Source organism: Azospirillum sp. BE72 (assembly GCF_031455875.1).
In the GTDB taxonomy this organism is placed as follows: Bacteria; Pseudomonadota; Alphaproteobacteria; order Azospirillales; family Azospirillaceae; genus Azospirillum.
The window spans coordinates 460177-475662 of the sequence record NZ_JAVDTO010000003.1 but is presented as its reverse complement, the minus strand read 5'-3'; the positions used below and the strand labels follow the sequence as shown (position 1 = coordinate 475662).

Here is a 15486-nt window from a genome sequence, read left to right as displayed (position 1 = left end):
CGATGGCCGAGTTCGACCAATCACCGCCGTCCCACCCGGTGCCGTCCCACCCGGTGCCGCCGCGCGCCGGCTTCGCCCGCGGCCTGTCGGGCGCTGCAGTGCTGGTCGCCCTGGCCCTCGCCTCGGCCGCCGCGCCGCTGATGGCCGACGGGGCCGCCATCCAGCGGCTGGACGCCGATCCGGTGGCAGCCGCCCTGCTCGACGGGCGGGGCAGCCTGTCCTTCGCGCTGCTCGCCGCGGTGCTGGGCGGCGCGCTGGGCATCGGCTGGGCGTTGCTGGCCGGGCTGCTCGGCAAGCTGTCGGGCGCCCGGGCGGAGCGGCGGACCATCGCCGCCGCCCACCGGCTGACCGGCCTGCCGCTCGCCCTGCTGGTGCCGCTGGCCGGCGGGCTGGCCGGCGGGCTGGTGGGAGAGGTCGGGCCGCTGGCCGTCGTCACCGCGCTGACCGCCGCCCCCGCCGTCGCCGCGCTCGCCCATGCCGAGCTGTCGGCGCTGCTGCGGGCGGAGTTCCTGACCGCCGCACGCGCCGCCGGCCTGTCGGAGGGCGAGGTGCTGCGCCGTCACCTTATCCCCAACGCGGCACGCCCGCTCCTGGCCGCCGGGGCGCTGGCCCTGCCGCGCGTGCTGGCGGCGGAAAGTGCGGCCAGCCTGCTCGGCCTCGGCCTGCCGCCGTCGCTCGGCAGCTGGGGCGCTTCGGTAGGCCTCGCCGCGCGGTTGGGCGACCCGGTGGCCTTCGTCCCGCCGGCCCTGCTGCTGGCGCTCGCCCTCTGGGCCGCCTGCGCCATCGCCGATGCCGCGGTGGCGGGAAGCCGTAGGCCATGAACCATATCGCCCCAAAATCCGGGCCGAAATCCGCCCCCGTGGAGGCCGAGGCGCTGACCCTGATGGTCGGCGACCGCGTCCTGCTCGACCGTGCCAGCCTGCGTGTGGAGCGCGGGGAGGTGCTGGCGATCACCGGCGGTGCCGGCAGCGGTAAGACCGCCCTGCTCGGCGCTCTCGCCGGCCAGCCGCTGGCCGGGGTCGACATGGCCGGCAGCGCCCGTGTCGAGGGGCGCCTGCTGATCGCCCAGGGCGGGCGTCTGGCGCCGCGCCGGCCGCTGGCTCTGCAGGTGGCGGAGGTGGTCGGCCATCATCTGGGGCTGGATCTGCGTGGCGCGCTGCGCCGGACGGCCGACGGGCTGGACCGCATGGGCGTGCCGCCCGCCGCCCGCCGCTTCGACCTGCCGCCCGAACAGCTGCCGGACTCCCTGCGCTGGGCCTGCCTGTTCGCCATGGCGGCGGCGGTGGGGCCGGCGGTGCTGCTGGCCGACGCGCCGGCCGCCGGGCTGGACCCGACCGTGCGGCTGCGGCTTCTCCACCGGCTGGCCGACTGGGCGCGGGCGGACGGGGTGGCGCTGATCCTGGCCGGACGGCCGGAAGATGGTGTGGCCGGTCCCGCCGACCGCGTGCTGTCCCTGCGCCGCGGCCGGCTGCTGCCCTACGAGCCGCCGCGTATCGCTCCGTTGGAACCGATGGACGCGCCGGGGACCGCGCGGCTGCATGCCCGCGGCGTCGGCATGGCCTATCCGCTCGCTCCCGGTCCGAAGGGGGAAGCCCGGGCGCTGACCGTCCTGCACGGGATCGACCTGGATGTCGGCCTGGGGGAGACGGTGGCCCTGCTGGGCGAGACCGGCAGCGCCAAGGCGACGCTGGCCCGGTCACTGCTGTGCCTGCCGCCGCCGACGGCGGGGGCGGTGGTGTGGATGGGCCGCGATCTGGTCGCCGCCGCCGCGCCGCCGGTCGACGCGGTGGGGGAGGATGCGGATCCCGGCGGCCTGCGCCGCGCCCGGCGCGACCTGCAGCCGCTGTTTCCCGACCCGGCCGCCTCCTTCGATCCCGCCATGACCATCGGCGACCAGTTCGCCCTGGCGCTGGAAAGCCTGCGCCCCGACATCGCCGCCGACCGCCGCGACCTGCGCATCGACGGGGCGTTGGAGGAGGCCGGACTGCGCCAGGACACGGCACTCCGCTGGCCCGGCGGACTTGGCAAGGCGGAGGCCGCCCATGCCGGGCTCGCCCGCGCCCTGTTGCCGGAGCCGCGGGTGTTGATCGCCGACGATCCGGCAGCCAGCCTGTCGGCGGAGGAGCGCGAAGCCTTCCTCGACCGCCTGACGGCGGCGCGCGACCGGCGCGGTCTGGCGCTGGTGCTGGCGACCGACCGCTATCTGGAGGGGCTGCGCGATGCCCATCGCGGCATCGTGATGCTGTCGGGACGGGTGGTGGAGAGCGCCGATGCCGAGACACTGCGGACGGTGCCGCTGCATCCCTACAGCCGGGCGATGCTGGCTGCGGCCCGTGGCGAGCGGCCGGCCCTGGAAGGCGATGCGCCGTCGGCCTTCAGCCCGCCCGGCGGCTGTGCCCTGCGCCGCCGCTGCCCGCTGGCCCGCGACTTCTGCGCTCAGGCGGTCCCGCCGCTGGAGGAGGTGGCGCCCGGCCATCATGTGGCCTGCCACTACTGGGACACCGCGCTCGGCGGCGGCGCCCCATTCCTGGATTCGTAACGCGCGTCATCACCGCGTTCCGGGCATGAAAAAGCCCCCGCTCCGATGGAGCGGGGGCTTTTTCACATCACAACGACCGATGAGAGATCAGGCCATCTCGATGCGCTGGGCCTCGGGGCCCTTGGCGCCCTGGCGGATGGTGACGCGGACCTGCGCACCGTCGTCCAGACCGCTGATGCCCGACCGCTCCAGCGCACGGATGTGCACGAAGATGTCCTTGCCGCCGGTGGACGGGGCGATGAAGCCGAAGCCCTTCGACACGTTGAACCACTTCACCGTGCCGTCGACGACCTCGCCGCTGTCCGAATCGCCGTAGCTGTCGGCGCCGTAACCGCCGCGGCTGCTGCCGCCGCCGTAACCGCCGCCGCCGTAGCCGCCGTCGTTGCCCCAGCTGTCACGCTCGCGCGGCGCGCGCGGGCGGCTCGGAGCGGCGGTCGAGGTGTCGACCGCGTGGATGGTGGCGACCTGCGGGCCCTTCGGGCCGCGCGACAGGTCGCAGGTGATGGTCGCGCCTTCGGGAAGGCTGTCGTGTCCGCAGAACTGCAGAACCGTGGAGTGCAGGAAAGCGTCGGGCGAACCGTCGTCGGGGGTGACGAAGCCGAAGCCCTTGGTGGCGTTGAACCACTTGACGGTGGCGCGGATGTCGCGCTGGGTGATTTCAGGAGCGCGGAAGGAAGAGCGCTGCGGACGGTCGAACATCAGTATCGTCTCATCTGTCGTGTTAAACCCCATCCCGGCAAAGCACCAAAGAGGGAGACCCGGAACAGGGCCATCGAAGGATGATCGGTTCCGACCCATAATTCAATCGTCATTGCGCGATTCGACCCTACGCGCACAACAAAAACACCGCCGCCGCCCAATGGATGGGCGGGGCGGGCCGATTTCGCCGAAATTGTGCAGGTGCAGCGTGACGACTCAACCGCGACTCAGGGTGCGGCCGTCAGGCGTGCAGGCTCAGGCGCCGTGGCACTTCTTGTACTTCTTGCCGCTGCCGCACGGGCAGGGGTCGTTGCGGCCAACCTTCGGGCCGCTGCGCGGGCGGGCGCCCAGCTGGCCGTCCACATAGAACCAGCGGCCGTCCTGGTGGGTGAAGCGGCTGGTCTCGTGGTGGGTCATCGGCTTGCCGTTCATGCTGAAACGGGCGACGAACTCCACGATCCCCTCGCTGTCGCCGGGCTGGCCGGCCTCAGTGGAGCGGATTTCCACGCCGGTCCAGACGCTGTTCTTGGCCCAGGTCTCGATCTCTTCACGGTTGAAGTCGTCGCGGGTGCTGGGCAGCAGCGTGTCGTGCAGATAGTCGATGTTGCCGGTGGCGAAGGCCGAATAGCGCGAGCGCATCAGCGCTTCGGCCGTCGGGGCGGGCATGCCGGCCAGATAGGGACCGCAGCAGGCGTCCAGCGGCTTGCCGGAACGGCAGGGGCATTCGGCGGCGGTCTGGGTCGTGTCGGTCATGGCCTGCTCTCGGGTGATGGCGTGGTCCGGCGTTGCGGGGCGCATCCATAGCGCAGCCGTGCGCCGCTTCTCAAGAGCTTGGTTGACGCAAGTGGCCGCGGCCTTGCGCCCGGAATCCGCTGCCGCTATCAAGCGGCCCCATCCAACCCCTTCAGGAAGGCTGTCCGCCGATGCCTGCCAAAGCGCCCCGCAAAGCAGCCGCGTCCCGGCAGCGCCCCGATCTGTCGCTGGAGGCCGGTTTCGGTCCCGGCCGCCGCGTCTGCGGTATAGACGAGGTCGGGCGCGGCCCGCTCTGCGGCCCGGTGGTCGCCGCCGCCGTGGTCCTGCCGCCCGAAGGGCTGCCGCCGGAGATCGCGGCCCGGATCGATGACAGCAAGGCCGTCATCCGCCGCCTGCGCGAGGAGATCGAGCCGGCGATCCGCGCCCATGCTCTCGCCTTCGCCATCGCCGAGGCGTCGGCGGCGGAGATCGACGAGCTGAACATCCACAAGGCGACGCTGCTGGCGATGAAGCGGGCGTATCTGGCGCTGCCTGGCCCGGCGCCCGACGCGGCGCTGGTCGATGGAAAATTCACCCCCGACATCGCGTGCGAGAGGGTGGCGGTCGTCAAGGGGGACAGCCGCAGCCAGTCCATCGCCGCCGCCTCTATTCTCGCCAAAGTGGCGCGTGACAGCGAGATGTTGCGGTTGTCGGCCCAGTATCCACACTATGGATGGGATCGAAATGCCGGCTATCCGACGCCCGAGCATCTGGACGCGCTGACCCGCCATGGTGTCACGCCGCATCACCGAGTCAGTTTTGCACCAGTGAAACGCCAAAGGGCACTAAGCGGCTGAGCGCTCGTCACTTGGCAAAGAAAGCTGTTGACGGCGACTCGGCCGCGACTCATTGTCCGGCCGAGTCCCAGTTCTTTGCCGGTCGTAAAATGCTCCCTGAAAACCGTATCCTGGTCGGCGATTGCATCGCTCTCATGAACGATCTGCCGCCCGCGTCGGTCGATCTCGTCTTCGCCGATCCGCCCTACAACTTGCAGTTGGGCGGTGAGTTGCTGCGGCCGAACCACACCCGCGTCGCCGGGGTGGATGACGAGTGGGACAAGTTCGACGATTTCGAGACCTACGACCGCTTCACCCGCGACTGGATGACGGCCGCCCGCCGTATCCTGAAGCCGGAAGGCTCGCTGTGGGTGATCGGCAGCTATCACAACATCTTCCGCGTCGGCGCCACGCTGCAGAATCTGGGCTTCTGGATTCTGAACGACATCGTCTGGCGCAAGACCAACCCGATGCCGAACTTCCGCGGCACCCGTTTCGCCAATGCCCACGAGACGATGATCTGGGCGGCGCGCGACAAGGACGCGCGCTACCGCTTCAATTACGAGGCGATGAAGAACCTCAACGAGGATCTTCAGATGCGCAGCGACTGGCTGCTGCCGATCTGCAGCGGCGGCGAACGTCTGCGCGACGAGGACGGCAAGAAGACCCATCCGACGCAGAAGCCGGAATCGCTGCTGTACCGGGTGATCCTGTCCTCTTCCCGCCCCGGCGACGTGGTGCTGGATCCCTTCTTCGGCACCGGCACCACCGGCGCGGTCGCCAAGCGGCTCGGCCGCAAATGGATCGGGCTGGAGCGCGACGACACCTATGTCAAGGCGGCGCAGGCCCGCATCGACGCGGTGGAGGAAGCGCCGGAGGCGGCGATCCTCGACACCCCGCCCAAGCGCAGCGCGCCGCGCATCCCCTTCGGCTGGGTGGTGGAACGCGGGCTGCTCCGCCCCGGCTCGACCCTGTTCGACCAGCGCCGCCGTGTCGCCGCCCGCGTGCGCGCCGACGGCACGCTGATCGGCTCCGGCCCGCGCGGCGACCATCGCGGCTCGATCCATCAGGTGGGTGCGGCCCTGGCCGGGTTGCCGGCCTGCAATGGCTGGACCTTCTGGCACTATGAGGAGGGCGAGGATCTGCGTCCGATCGACGTGCTGCGCGAGCGTATCCGCTCGGAAATGCACTGAGTCCGCCCCAGACCTGTCCGTCCGGCATGGGCGTTGTCCCGGTCGGCTGCTTGGCAGCGGCGCCGCCGCCGTGTTAGGGCTTTCGTCCATGAACAAGCTCTTCGCCACCGTCACCGCCCCGGTGCCGCGCTCGGCCCCGGCGGCGCTGTCCACCCGTTGTTTCGTGCGCGATCTGGTGATGGACGCGCTGATCGGCGTCTATGCCCATGAAAGGCTGAAGCCGCAGCGCATCCGCCTGAACCTGGACCTCGAGGTGATCGCCCCCGGCGTCACCGGCGAGGACATGGCGACCATCGTCAAGGGCGTGGTCACCCAGGGCCACGTCACGCTGGTGGAAACGCTGGCGGAGCGTATCGCCGAACGCTGCCTTGCCGATGCGCGGGTGACGATGGCCAAGGTGCGGGTGGAAAAGCTGGATGTTTTCCCCGACGCCGCCAGCGTCGGCGTGGAGATCGAGCGCGCCCGCGCCTGACCGTTTTCCAACTCATAAGAGAGGAAGCCGCTCACCGTGTCTTTGCTCGCCGTGCTCACCGCCGAACAGACCGCCGCCCGTCTTCCTTTCCCAGCATTGTGCGACGCGGTGGCCGCAGCCGCCCGCGACTATGCCGCCGGCCGCATCACCGCCCCGGAACGGCAGGTGCTGCCGCTGCCGGACGGCGGCGTGCTGCTGTCGATGCCGGCCACGGCGGCGGACATCGCCATCCACAAGCTGGTGAACGTCAACCCCGGCAACGGCGCCAAGGGTCTGCCGACCATCCATGGCGTGGTCAGCGCCTTCGATGCCTTGACCGGTGCCCCCCAGGTTATTCTGGACGGCCCGACCGTCACCGCCCGCCGCACCGCCGCCGTGTCGATGCTGGCGATCCGCACCCTGGCCCCGGCGCCGCGCCACGTGGCGCTGCTCGGCGCCGGCACACAGTCGGCCGGCCATGTCGCGGCACTCGCGGCGCTCTATCCCGGCATCCGCATCGACGTCCACAGCCGCAGCCTGGACAGCGCCACCGCCTTCTGCGCCAGGCAGGACGAACAGGGTGTGGAGTTGCGGCCGATGAGCGGCGCGGTCGATCCGGCCGCCGAGGTGGTGATCGCGCTGACCACCAGCCTTGTGCCCATCTATGACGAGACGCCCCGCCCGGACCGCCTGCTTGTCGGCGTCGGCGCCTTCAAGCCGGAGATGGCGGAGTTCGGCCCGATCGCCGTCCATGGCAGCGAGCTGTTCGTCGACGATCCAGCCGGCGCCCGCCACGAGGCCGGCGACTTCATCCAGGCCGGCGTGGACTGGACGACGGTAAAGTCGCTGGTCGATGCGCTGGACGGCCGCGCGACGGGAGGGCGCCCGCGCCTGTTCAAGAGCGTCGGCTGTGCGGCGTGGGACTTGGCCGCTGCGCGTTGCGCGCTGGGGCAGGGGTAAGGGCGCAGGGGACGGGCGTCGGCCTGAGCCGCCGCCCCTCTCACTCACTCCAGCGTCGGTTCCACCCGCTGCCCGACGCGGCGTTGCGTGTCGACGGCGGCGCGCAAGCGGTCGCGGGCGGCACCCCGGCTGCCGGCGGTCGCCGCCGGGCGCAAGCCGTTGAGTGCCGCCAGGAAGTTGCTGCCGGCCCGGCCCTTCTGCTCACGGCCCTTCTGGTCCGGAGCACGGCGGGTGACCGCCGGGATTTCCTGGGTCACCGCCTCGCGGTCGGTGTTCCTGCCCTTCGCTTCCGCGCGGGCCTGCTGCGCCTCCACCCGCGCGCGGGCGACGATGCGGTCGCGCAGATCGGTGTCCAGCGTGCGGAAGACGCGCGACGCTTCGGTCAACTCGTGCTCCCGCCCGCTGTCCAGCGTACGCTTCAGGGCGTTCGCCAGCAGGCGGCATTCCAGGACGCCGGGCACCCGCTCGCGCTCCACCGCGCGGGCAAGGACGCCGACGGCTTCAAGGGTTTCGCGGTCGAGTGTGCCGTGAGGCATGGTGCGGCTTGATCCGAAAGGGTTAGGGCCGACACTATCGGCGGGCAGGCGTCCGTATTCAACCCGCTTGTTAACCTTTTGTGCGATGCGCTGCGATCAGCGCCCCGCCGTCGCCTCCGGCCGGTCCTGCTCCACCGCGCCGCGCCGCTGCAGCCATTCGGCGATCATCCAGCAGAAGGCCGCCCAGGCGGCGCCGACGCTCCAGCCGGCCAGCACGTCGGTCGGCCAATGGACACCCAGATAGACGCGGCTCGACCCGATGACCAGCGTCAGCAGCATCGCCCAGGTCAGCAGATAAGCCTTGGTCCGCCGGCCCTCGACGAACTGGGACATCAGCGCGCCCAGCGTCAGGTAGACCACGGCCGACTGCATGGCGTGGCCGCTGGGGAAGCTGGCCGAGATCACCTGATCGCCGTGCGGCACCAGATCGGGACGGGCGCGGTCGAACAGCATCTTCAGCAGGGTGCTGAGCGTCCCGCCGCCGCCGATCGACACCAGGACCAGCAGCGCCGCCGCCCGCTTGTGAAGCAGCAGCAGGAAGCCCAGCGTGGCGACGGTGACGAGTGTGAGGATGGTGGTGCTGCCGAGCGACGTGATGTCGCGCGCCACGCGGGAAAGCCACCAGGGGCCGCCGGGCTGTTCGGGGTTCAGCGGGTCGCGCAGGGCCAGAAGCAGACGCTTGTCGAAGGCGCTGGTTTCGCCCTCCATGACCTCGCCGGCCAGTTCGACGAAGCCGAACAGCAGGCCGGCGACCACCGACATGCCGACCAGCATGCCCAGCTGGTGCCGGCCCACCCTTGCCCAGAAGCCGCCCCGGACGCCGTCTCCAACCCTGTCCCGCCAGCTCACCGGTGCCCTCCGCCTCTGTTTCCCGTTCAGGCGGGAGAGAGCAGCCGCACCGGTGAACCGGCCTTCCAGGCCAGGATGTCCTCCAGGGCGTCGCGGTAGAACACCGCGTAATTCTCCCGCGTCACGTAGCCCAGATGGGGCGTCAGAACCGTGTTGGGAAGGTCAAGCCAAAGGCTGTCTTTCGGCAGAGGCTCGATGGGGAAGACGTCGATGCCGGCGCCGCCGATATGGCCGTGGCGCAACGCATGGGCCAGCGCCGCCTCGTCCACCAGCCCGGCGCGCGAGGTGTTGACGAGGAAGGCGGTCGGCTTCATCGCGCCGATCTCCGCCGCACCCACCACGCCGCAGGTGCGCTCGCTCAGCACCAGATGGACGCTGACCACGTCGGAGCTGCCGAACAGGTCGCGCTTTTCGACGCGGGTCACGCCGGCCGCGGCGGCGCGCTCGTCGGTCAGGTTGGGGCTCCAGGCCACCACCTCCATGCCGAAGGCCTGGCCGACCTGGGCGACCTTGCTGCCGAGCTTGCCCAAGCCCACCAGCCCCAGCCTCTTGCCGGCCAGATCGCCGGTCAGCCCGGTCTGCCAGCGCCCCTCGCGCAGCGCCCTCTCTTCCGCAGGGATGCGCTTGGCCAGCGCCAGGATCAGGCCCCAGGTCAGTTCCGCCGTCGGCGTCCCGACCATGCGGGTGCCGCAGACGGGGATGCGGCGGGCGGCGCAGGCCGCGAGGTCGACGGCGTTGTTGCGGGCGCCGGTGGTGACCAGCAGCTTCAGGTTCGGCAGCCGGTCGATCAGGGCTGCGGGGAACGGCGTCCGTTCCCGCATGATCACCAGCACGTCGAAGGGCTCCAGCGCCGCCGCCACCGCCGCCTCATCGCCCAGCGGCTTGTCGAAGACCGTCAGGTCGCTCCCCGGCGGCAGCTGCGACCAGTCGGCGAGGTCGCGCGCGACCCCCTGATAATCGTCGAGGATGGCGACGCGCATGGAGCCCGCCCTCTTACTTCGTGAAGTAGGGCGCCAGGTTGGCGCGGATGCGGTCGAGGATCGGGACGGCGGTCGCCGGCACCTCGAACGGGCGGCCGGTGATGGTCTCGCCGGCCTCGATGTAGACGCGGGCGGCTTCCAGAACCACGTCGGCGGGGATCTCCGGAACGTCCTGGGTGTACGGATCGCAGCGGGCGACCACCCAGTTGCGGACGAAATCCTTGTCGAAGCTCTCCGGCTTCCCGCCGGCCTCGAACCGCTCCTGATAGCTGGCGGCGAACCAGTAGCGCGAGCTGTCGGGGGTGTGGATCTCGTCGGCCAGCAGGATGTTGCCGTCCTCGTCGAAGCCGAACTCGTACTTGGTGTCGACCAGGATCAGGCCGCGGTCGGCCGCCATCTTCTGGCCGCGGGCGAACAGGGCCAGCGCCTTGTCCGACACCTCGTCCCACTGGGCGCGGGTCAGCAGGTTGCGCTCCACGATCTCGGTCGCGGTCAGCTCCTCGTCATGGCCGGCGTCGAAGGCCTTGGTGGTCGGCGTGATGATGGGGGTGCCCAGCTTCTGGTTCTGGCGCAGCCCGTCGGGGAAGATGTGGCCGTACATCTCGCGCCGGCCCTGCTTGTACATCGACCAGATCGAGGTGCCGGTGGTGCCCGCCATGTAATCGCGGACCACGACCTCGACCGGCATGATGGTCAGCCGCTTCGCCACGACGACGTTGGGGTCCGGGTATTCCAGGACGTGGTTGGCGCAGATGTCCTTCGTCGCCTCGAACCAGAAGCGCGCGGTCTGGGTCAGCACCTGCCCCTTGAAGGGAATGGCGGTCAGGGCGCGGTCGAAGGCCGACAGCCGGTCGGTGGTGATGAGGATCCGCCGCCCATCCGGAAGGTCGTAGTTTTCACGCACCTTGCCGCGGTAATGATTGGGCAGCTCCGGGATGAAGGCGTCGCGAAGAACGTTGGTCAGGTGCGGGGCGAGCAGGGCGGTGTCAACCATGGGATCCTGGTCCGGATGCAGGGGCGGATGCGAGAGGCGCGCATGATACCCGAAACCCCTGCCGGAGCCAGGACGCTAATTCAGGAGGGAGGATCGCTGTCCGATGCATGACACGAGCGTCACGGTGGCGGCGGGCGGGTGCGCCGGCGATTATGTCCTTGGTCCCGGAGTCGTCCGCGTCTGGTTCGCCGATCTGACCGGGCTGTCGGCCCATGGGGCGGCGATGCGCGCCCTGTTGTCCGCCGACGAGGTGGAACGCGCCGACCGCTTTCTGATGGAACGGTTGACCGACCGCTTCGTGTTGCGCCGGGGCTTGCTGCGGCTGCTGCTGGGACGCTGCACCGGCCGCGATCCGGCGGAGTTGGTCTTCGACTATGGCACGCACGGCAAGCCGGCGCTGCCCGGCGGTCCGTCCTTCAACCTCAGCGACAGCGAGGACAGCCTTGCCATCGCGGTGGCGGCGGAGGGGCGGATCGGCGTCGACATCGAACGGCTGCGCCCGATCGAAAGCGCCGACGGCATCGCCGACCGCTTCTTCCACGCCGCCGAGCGAACCGCTTTGCAGGCGTTGCCGCTGGAGCGGCGGGACGAGGGCTTCCTGCTGGCCTGGACGCGGAAGGAGGCCTTCATCAAGGCGGCCGGCGTCGGGCTGTCGATGCCGCTCGACCAGTTCGCGGTGGAGGTGACGCCGGGCGCGCCGCCGGCCCTGCTGGAGATCGGCGAGGGCTTGCGGGGGGATGTGGGGGTTCCGGCGGATTGGAGCCTGTTCGACCGCCGGGTCCTTCCGGGCACCGTCGCCGCGATCGCGGCGCATGGGACGGGATGGACGGTGGAGACGCGGGTGATGGACGCGGCGTTCGCGGGGTAGGAAAATACTTCAAAGGCAAGCAGCGCCGCTCCATTGCGAATGCCCTTCTCCCCTTGCGGGAGAAGGGTTGGGATGAGGGGGCGGCGGCGGCCGCAGGCCGTTGGAATTATTGGATTTGTTACCCCTCACCCCAACCCGCGGGTCGGCAAAACGCCGTTGGCGTTTGGCCGATCCCGCCCCGCAAGGGGAGAGGGGCTTTTCAATTCACTCCCCGCCGGCCAGCGTGCCGGTCAGGCGGTTGCGGATGGCGGAGACGGCGCATTCCAGCGGACGGTCGTCGTCGGGGCGCGGGGCCTTGTCCATCACGTCGGGGCACATGTCCTGCGCCATCCAGACCTGCGGCTTGGGCGGCGTCGGGGCGTTCGCGTCGCAGGTGGCGGGGTCGGGATGGGTTTCCTCGGTGTTGCCGTGGGTCGGCTTGACCTCCAGGTTCGGCGAGACGCCGAAGCAGTCCACCAGAGCCCCCGACGGGCGGTAATAGCGGGCGGTGGTCAGGCGGATGCCGGTGTCGACGCTGAGCGAGGAGATCGTCTGCACCGACCCCTTGCCGTAGGAGCGCGAACCGAACAGCAGCGCGCGGTGATGGTCCTGCAGGGCGCCGGCCACGATCTCCGACGCCGACGCCGAGCCGCTGTTGATCAGCACCACCACCGGCAACCCGGCCAGCAGGTCGCCCGAGGTGCCGCGGTAGGAGCGGGATTCCTCCGGGTCGCGGCCGCGGACGGAGACGATGTCCACCGTCTCCAGGAAGCGGTCGGCCACCTGTACCGCCTGCTCCAGCAGGCCGCCGGGATTGTTGCGCAGGTCGATGACGGCGCCGGTCAGCCGGCCCTTCGCTTGCCGGCGCATGTCCTCGACCGCCGCGTCCAGCGCCGAAGAGGTCGACTGGTTGAAGGTGGCGATGCGGACATAGGCGACGTTGCCCTCCAGCCGGTAGCGGACGGGCTGGATCTTGACGATGGCGCGGGTCAGCGAGACGCGGGTGTTGGCGTCGGTCGCCGGCGGGCGGCGGATCGCCAGGGCGACCGAGCTGCCGACGGGGCCGCGCATGCGGGCGACGGCGTCGTGCAGGTTCAGCCCCTTGACCGCCACGTCGTCGATGCGGGCGATCAGGTCGCCGCTGCGCAGGCCGGCGCGGGCGGCGGGCGAGCCGTCGATGGGGGACACGACCTTGATCAGGCCGCTTTCCTCGTCCATCGTCACCTCGATGCCCAGCCCGCCGAACTCGCCCTGCGTCTGTTCGCGCAGGTAGCGGTAGCGTTCGCTGTCGAGGAAGCTGGAATAGGGATCGAGCGAGCCCAGCATGCTGTCCAGCGCCGCTTCGGTCAGCATGCGGTCGCTGGCGCGCGGGTTTTCCGCCTTTTTCTTCTTCAGCCCGTCTTCCGCCTTGTCGACCAGTACCTGCGGGTCGAAGGGCTTCACATGTTCCGTCAAAACGCGGCGCATGGCGTCGGAGAAGAGGACGTAGTTGCGGTCGGCGGCGGACAGCGAACCGTAGCCGCGAATCTTCGCGAAATCGGTGCGGTATCGGTCGAGCGCCGCAACGGTGTCGGCTCGGCTGGTCGGCGCCACGGCGCAGGCGGGCCCGATCGCCACCATCATCAGCAGCAAGGCAGCCAGCAGCTTCGCCATCCTAGGCCCCTCTTGACTGGCCGGTCCGGCCGGCGGTCTTACGCTCATCGTTCACTTATACCAGGGTTTCGCCGGTTGGCCCGACCCTAGCACGTCGTTCCGCCATTCTCAAAGTCCACCCCGGATTCGGCAAGAGTGTCATGCAACGGGGACAGCAACGGGGGATGGCCGCCGCGCTCCCCTACCGGAAATGGTGTGCGTAAACAGCAATGTCGCGCGCCCCGATGGGACGCGCGACCGGTGTGAAGGGATGAGTGCTTTCGGAGGGTGGGGGGAGGATGGTCAGTAGGCGCCGCTGCCCTTCACCACCACCCGCACGGTGCGCAGCATGATGCCGATGTCGGTCCAGAAGCTCCAGCCCACCACATAGGCGGTGTCGAGCTGGACGCGGCGCACGTAATCGACGTCGCTGCGGCCGCTGACCTGCCACAGCCCGGTCAGGCCGGGGCGGCAGCGGGTGTAGAAGGGGAAACAGGCGCGGTAGTAGGGGACCTCGTCGTCGATGATCGGGCGGGGGCCGACCAGGCTCATGTCGCCGCGCAGGACATTCACCAGCTGCGGCAGCTCGTCCAGGCTCGACTTGCGCAGGAAGCGGCCGACCGGGGTGATGCGCGGGTCGTTGCGCAGCTTGCGCGTCGCCAGCCATTCGGCGCGCGCCGTCTCGTCGGTGGCGAGCAGCCGCTCCAGCACCTCGGCGGAGTTCACCACCATCGAGCGGAACTTCAGGCAGGTGAAGGAACGTCCGTCCGCACCGACGCGTCGGTGGCCGAACACCGCAGGCCCGCCGTCGCGGGCCACCATCCAGGCCAGCACCAGCATCAGCGGCCCGAATATGGCGAGCAGACCCAGCGAACCGACGATGTCGAAGGCACGTTTCACGCGATGCCTGTGCAGGGGAGGGCAACCGGGAAGCCGGTCCATCGCCTGCATCGCCGACCGGGTCCCGGCCATGCGGCCGGGGTCCAGGCGGGGTGCGCCCAAAAGAGCGATGTTGGACAACGCCATTATAATCTCTCGTCGCTGAACGTCTCTGGTCAGAGCATAGGACCATCCGAGAGAGGCAACGGCCAGCGCGCGAAAGGGGTCCTGCCGAAGGGACAGGATCTTTGGAAAGGGTGAGTTAGCCCGCCGGTACGGGTCAGCAGATCCGGGGAAGCTGTTCTCCGGTCAGCCAATCCACGATCCGGCGGCCGCCGAAGCGGGTCTCCATTTGAACGAACCGATGGGGGTCCTCCACCACACATCCGATGCAGGCGGCATCCCGTCCCAGCGGGTGGTCGCGCATGGCGGCGAGCATCCGGTCACGCTCCTCCGCCGCGCAGATCGCGATCAGCTTACCTTCGTTGGCGGCGTAGAGCGGATCCAGCCCCAACAATTCGCAGGCCGCGGTGACTTCCGCCCGAACGGGGATGTCGGCCTCGCGCAGCCGCATGCCGACGCCGGACTGGTGGGCGATCTCGTTCAGCGTCGTCGCCAGTCCGCCGCGGGTGGGGTCGCGCAGCACATGCACGTCGGGCACCGCCGCCACCATCGCCGCGACCAGGCCGTTCAGCGCGGCGCTGTCGGACAGGATCGCCGTCTCGAAGCCCAGATTGTCGCGGGTCGACATGATGGCGACGCCATGGTCGCCCATGGTGCCGCTGACCAGGATGACGTCGCCCGGCCGCGCCCGGTCGCCCGACGGCGCGACGCCCGGCGGCACCATGCCGATGCCGGTGGTGGTGATGAAGATGCCGTCGCCCTTGCCGCGCTCCACCACCTTGGTGTCGCCGGACACGATGGCGACCCCGGCCTCGCGCGCCGCGGCGGCCATGCTGTCGACCACCCGCTTCAAGTCGGCGAGCGGGAAGCCCTCTTCGATGATGAAGCCGGCGGTCAGGTGCAGCGGCACGGCGCCGGCCATGGCGACGTCGTTCACCGTGCCGTGGACGGCCAGCGAGCCGATGTCGCCGCCGGGGAAGAACAGCGGCGAGACGACGAAGCCGTCGGTCGTCATCACCATGCGTCCGCCCGGCACGTCGAAGGCGGCCTGATCGTTGCCCTGGTCGAGATACGGGTTGGCGAAGGCGGCGGCGAACAGCTCGCGCACCAGCTGCGCCATCGCCTTGCCGCCCGAGCCATGGGTCATGTCCACCGCCCCGCGGGCGATGTCGAGCTTGCGGGTGAAGAGGCGGCGGTCGGTCATGGCGGGTGGTCCGGGTGGTCGGCGGGTGTGTG

16 protein-coding genes are annotated in these 15486 nt (G+C 70.2%); 7 read left to right on the top strand and 9 right to left on the bottom strand.

Annotation, left to right across the window (positions count from 1 at the left end):
* Positions 1–2: 2 nt before the first annotated feature.
* Both J2Y49_RS13785 and J2Y49_RS13780 read left to right on the top strand, forming a co-directional pair.
* Entirely contained in the window at positions 3–821 is an 819-nt protein-coding gene (locus J2Y49_RS13785) for an ABC transporter permease subunit (protein WP_310115416.1), read from the top strand.
* Positions 818–2539 carry an oligopeptide/dipeptide ABC transporter ATP-binding protein gene (locus J2Y49_RS13780; RefSeq protein WP_310115415.1) on the top strand — a complete coding sequence of 574 codons (1722 nt, stop codon included), beginning with the start codon at positions 818–820 and terminating at the stop codon, positions 2537–2539. The genes J2Y49_RS13785 and J2Y49_RS13780 overlap by 4 nt, the downstream gene beginning before the upstream one ends.
* 87 nt (positions 2540–2626) lie before the next feature.
* Here the strand turns inward: J2Y49_RS13780 and J2Y49_RS13775 are convergent, their stop codons facing one another.
* Together J2Y49_RS13775 and J2Y49_RS13770 are read right to left on the bottom strand one after the other, a co-directional pair.
* Positions 2627–3238, bottom strand: a complete 612-nt coding sequence (locus tag J2Y49_RS13775; protein WP_310115414.1) for a cold-shock protein — start codon at positions 3236–3238, stop codon at positions 2627–2629.
* Positions 3239–3493: 255 nt separating this feature from the next.
* Positions 3494–3991 (bottom strand): YchJ family protein, encoded by a 498-nt coding sequence (locus tag J2Y49_RS13770; RefSeq protein ID WP_014189567.1) that lies wholly within the window; start codon positions 3989–3991, stop codon positions 3494–3496.
* A gap of 170 nt (positions 3992–4161) precedes the next feature.
* Here J2Y49_RS13770 and J2Y49_RS13765 point away from each other — a divergent pair, with 170 nt between their 5' ends.
* From J2Y49_RS13765 to lhpI, 4 genes are all read left to right on the top strand, one after another.
* Positions 4162–4827 carry a ribonuclease HII gene (locus J2Y49_RS13765; RefSeq protein WP_310115413.1) on the top strand — a complete coding sequence of 222 codons (666 nt, stop codon included), beginning with the start codon at positions 4162–4164 and terminating at the stop codon, positions 4825–4827.
* An 89-nt stretch (positions 4828–4916) separates the two neighbouring features.
* Positions 4917–5999, top strand: coding sequence for a DNA methyltransferase (locus tag J2Y49_RS13760; protein WP_310115412.1), 1083 nt, complete (start codon positions 4917–4919; stop codon positions 5997–5999).
* A gap of 88 nt (positions 6000–6087) precedes the next feature.
* Positions 6088–6471 (top strand): dihydroneopterin aldolase, encoded by a 384-nt coding sequence (locus J2Y49_RS13755; protein WP_085092178.1) that lies wholly within the window; start codon positions 6088–6090, stop codon positions 6469–6471.
* A 36-nt stretch (positions 6472–6507) separates the two neighbouring features.
* A complete protein-coding gene (lhpI, locus tag J2Y49_RS13750; protein WP_310115411.1) occupies positions 6508–7410 on the top strand; it encodes a bifunctional Delta(1)-pyrroline-2-carboxylate/Delta(1)-piperideine-2-carboxylate reductase in 903 nt (300 codons plus the stop codon).
* 44 nt (positions 7411–7454) lie between these two features.
* Here lhpI and J2Y49_RS13745 read toward each other — a convergent pair whose 3' ends face one another.
* The 4 genes from J2Y49_RS13745 to J2Y49_RS13730 all read right to left on the bottom strand — a co-directional run bounded on the left by J2Y49_RS13745 (position 7455) and on the right by J2Y49_RS13730 (position 10769).
* Complete coding sequence (locus tag J2Y49_RS13745; RefSeq protein WP_310115410.1) at positions 7455–7946, bottom strand: hypothetical protein; 492 nt, start codon at positions 7944–7946, stop codon at positions 7455–7457.
* A 96-nt stretch (positions 7947–8042) separates the two neighbouring features.
* Positions 8043–8795 carry a phosphatase PAP2 family protein gene (locus J2Y49_RS13740; RefSeq protein ID WP_310115409.1) on the bottom strand — a complete coding sequence of 251 codons (753 nt, stop codon included), beginning with the start codon at positions 8793–8795 and terminating at the stop codon, positions 8043–8045.
* Between the two features lie 26 nt (positions 8796–8821).
* On the bottom strand, positions 8822–9775 hold the full coding sequence (locus tag J2Y49_RS13735; protein WP_310115408.1) for a D-2-hydroxyacid dehydrogenase family protein: 954 nt from the start codon (positions 9773–9775) through the stop codon (positions 8822–8824).
* Positions 9776–9788: 13 nt separating this feature from the next.
* A complete protein-coding gene (locus J2Y49_RS13730) occupies positions 9789–10769 on the bottom strand; it encodes a phosphoribosylaminoimidazolesuccinocarboxamide synthase (protein ID WP_310115407.1) in 981 nt (326 codons plus the stop codon).
* Between the two features lie 103 nt (positions 10770–10872).
* Between J2Y49_RS13730 and J2Y49_RS13725 the strand changes: the two genes are divergently transcribed.
* Positions 10873–11637: a 4'-phosphopantetheinyl transferase superfamily protein gene (locus J2Y49_RS13725; protein ID WP_310115406.1), complete on the top strand. Its 765-nt coding sequence runs from the start codon at positions 10873–10875 to the stop codon at positions 11635–11637.
* A gap of 204 nt (positions 11638–11841) precedes the next feature.
* Here the strand turns inward: J2Y49_RS13725 and J2Y49_RS13720 are convergent, their stop codons facing one another.
* The 3 genes from J2Y49_RS13720 to hypE all read right to left on the bottom strand — a co-directional run bounded on the left by J2Y49_RS13720 (position 11842) and on the right by hypE (position 15454).
* Entirely contained in the window at positions 11842–13269 is a 1428-nt protein-coding gene (locus tag J2Y49_RS13720) for a S41 family peptidase (protein ID WP_310115405.1), read from the bottom strand.
* Between the two features lie 282 nt (positions 13270–13551).
* The gene (locus J2Y49_RS13715) at positions 13552–14220 is read right to left on the bottom strand and encodes a sugar transferase (RefSeq protein ID WP_310115404.1); all 669 of its coding nucleotides are present in this window, start codon (positions 14218–14220) and stop codon (positions 13552–13554) included.
* A 187-nt stretch (positions 14221–14407) separates the two neighbouring features.
* Positions 14408–15454 carry a hydrogenase expression/formation protein HypE gene (gene hypE, locus J2Y49_RS13710; RefSeq protein ID WP_310115403.1) on the bottom strand — a complete coding sequence of 349 codons (1047 nt, stop codon included), beginning with the start codon at positions 15452–15454 and terminating at the stop codon, positions 14408–14410.
* Positions 15455–15486 lie beyond the last annotated feature (32 nt).

Excerpts from the sequence above, each read along its gene's own strand:
- J2Y49_RS13725 (WP_310115406.1), top strand. The coding sequence starts at position 10,873 with ATGCATGACACGAGCGTCACGGTGGCGGCGGGCGGGTGCGCCGGCGAT.
- J2Y49_RS13770 (WP_014189567.1), bottom strand. The coding sequence starts at position 3,991 with ATGACCGACACGACCCAGACCGCCGCCGAATGCCCCTGCCGTTCCGGC.
- J2Y49_RS13745 (WP_310115410.1), bottom strand. The coding sequence starts at position 7,946 with ATGCCTCACGGCACACTCGACCGCGAAACCCTTGAAGCCGTCGGCGTC.
- J2Y49_RS13765 (WP_310115413.1), top strand. The coding sequence starts at position 4,162 with ATGCCTGCCAAAGCGCCCCGCAAAGCAGCCGCGTCCCGGCAGCGCCCC.
- J2Y49_RS13760 (WP_310115412.1), top strand. The coding sequence starts at position 4,917 with ATGCTCCCTGAAAACCGTATCCTGGTCGGCGATTGCATCGCTCTCATG.
- J2Y49_RS13755 (WP_085092178.1), top strand. The coding sequence starts at position 6,088 with ATGAACAAGCTCTTCGCCACCGTCACCGCCCCGGTGCCGCGCTCGGCC.
- J2Y49_RS13715 (WP_310115404.1), bottom strand. The coding sequence starts at position 14,220 with ATGGCCGGGACCCGGTCGGCGATGCAGGCGATGGACCGGCTTCCCGGT.
- hypE (WP_310115403.1), bottom strand. The coding sequence starts at position 15,454 with ATGACCGACCGCCGCCTCTTCACCCGCAAGCTCGACATCGCCCGCGGG.
- J2Y49_RS13785 (WP_310115416.1), top strand. The coding sequence starts at position 3 with ATGGCCGAGTTCGACCAATCACCGCCGTCCCACCCGGTGCCGTCCCAC.
- J2Y49_RS13730 (WP_310115407.1), bottom strand. The coding sequence starts at position 10,769 with ATGGTTGACACCGCCCTGCTCGCCCCGCACCTGACCAACGTTCTTCGC.
- J2Y49_RS13780 (WP_310115415.1), top strand. The coding sequence starts at position 818 with ATGAACCATATCGCCCCAAAATCCGGGCCGAAATCCGCCCCCGTGGAG.
- J2Y49_RS13735 (WP_310115408.1), bottom strand. The coding sequence starts at position 9,775 with ATGCGCGTCGCCATCCTCGACGATTATCAGGGGGTCGCGCGCGACCTC.
- J2Y49_RS13775 (WP_310115414.1), bottom strand. The coding sequence starts at position 3,238 with ATGTTCGACCGTCCGCAGCGCTCTTCCTTCCGCGCTCCTGAAATCACC.
- J2Y49_RS13720 (WP_310115405.1), bottom strand. The coding sequence starts at position 13,269 with ATGGCGAAGCTGCTGGCTGCCTTGCTGCTGATGATGGTGGCGATCGGG.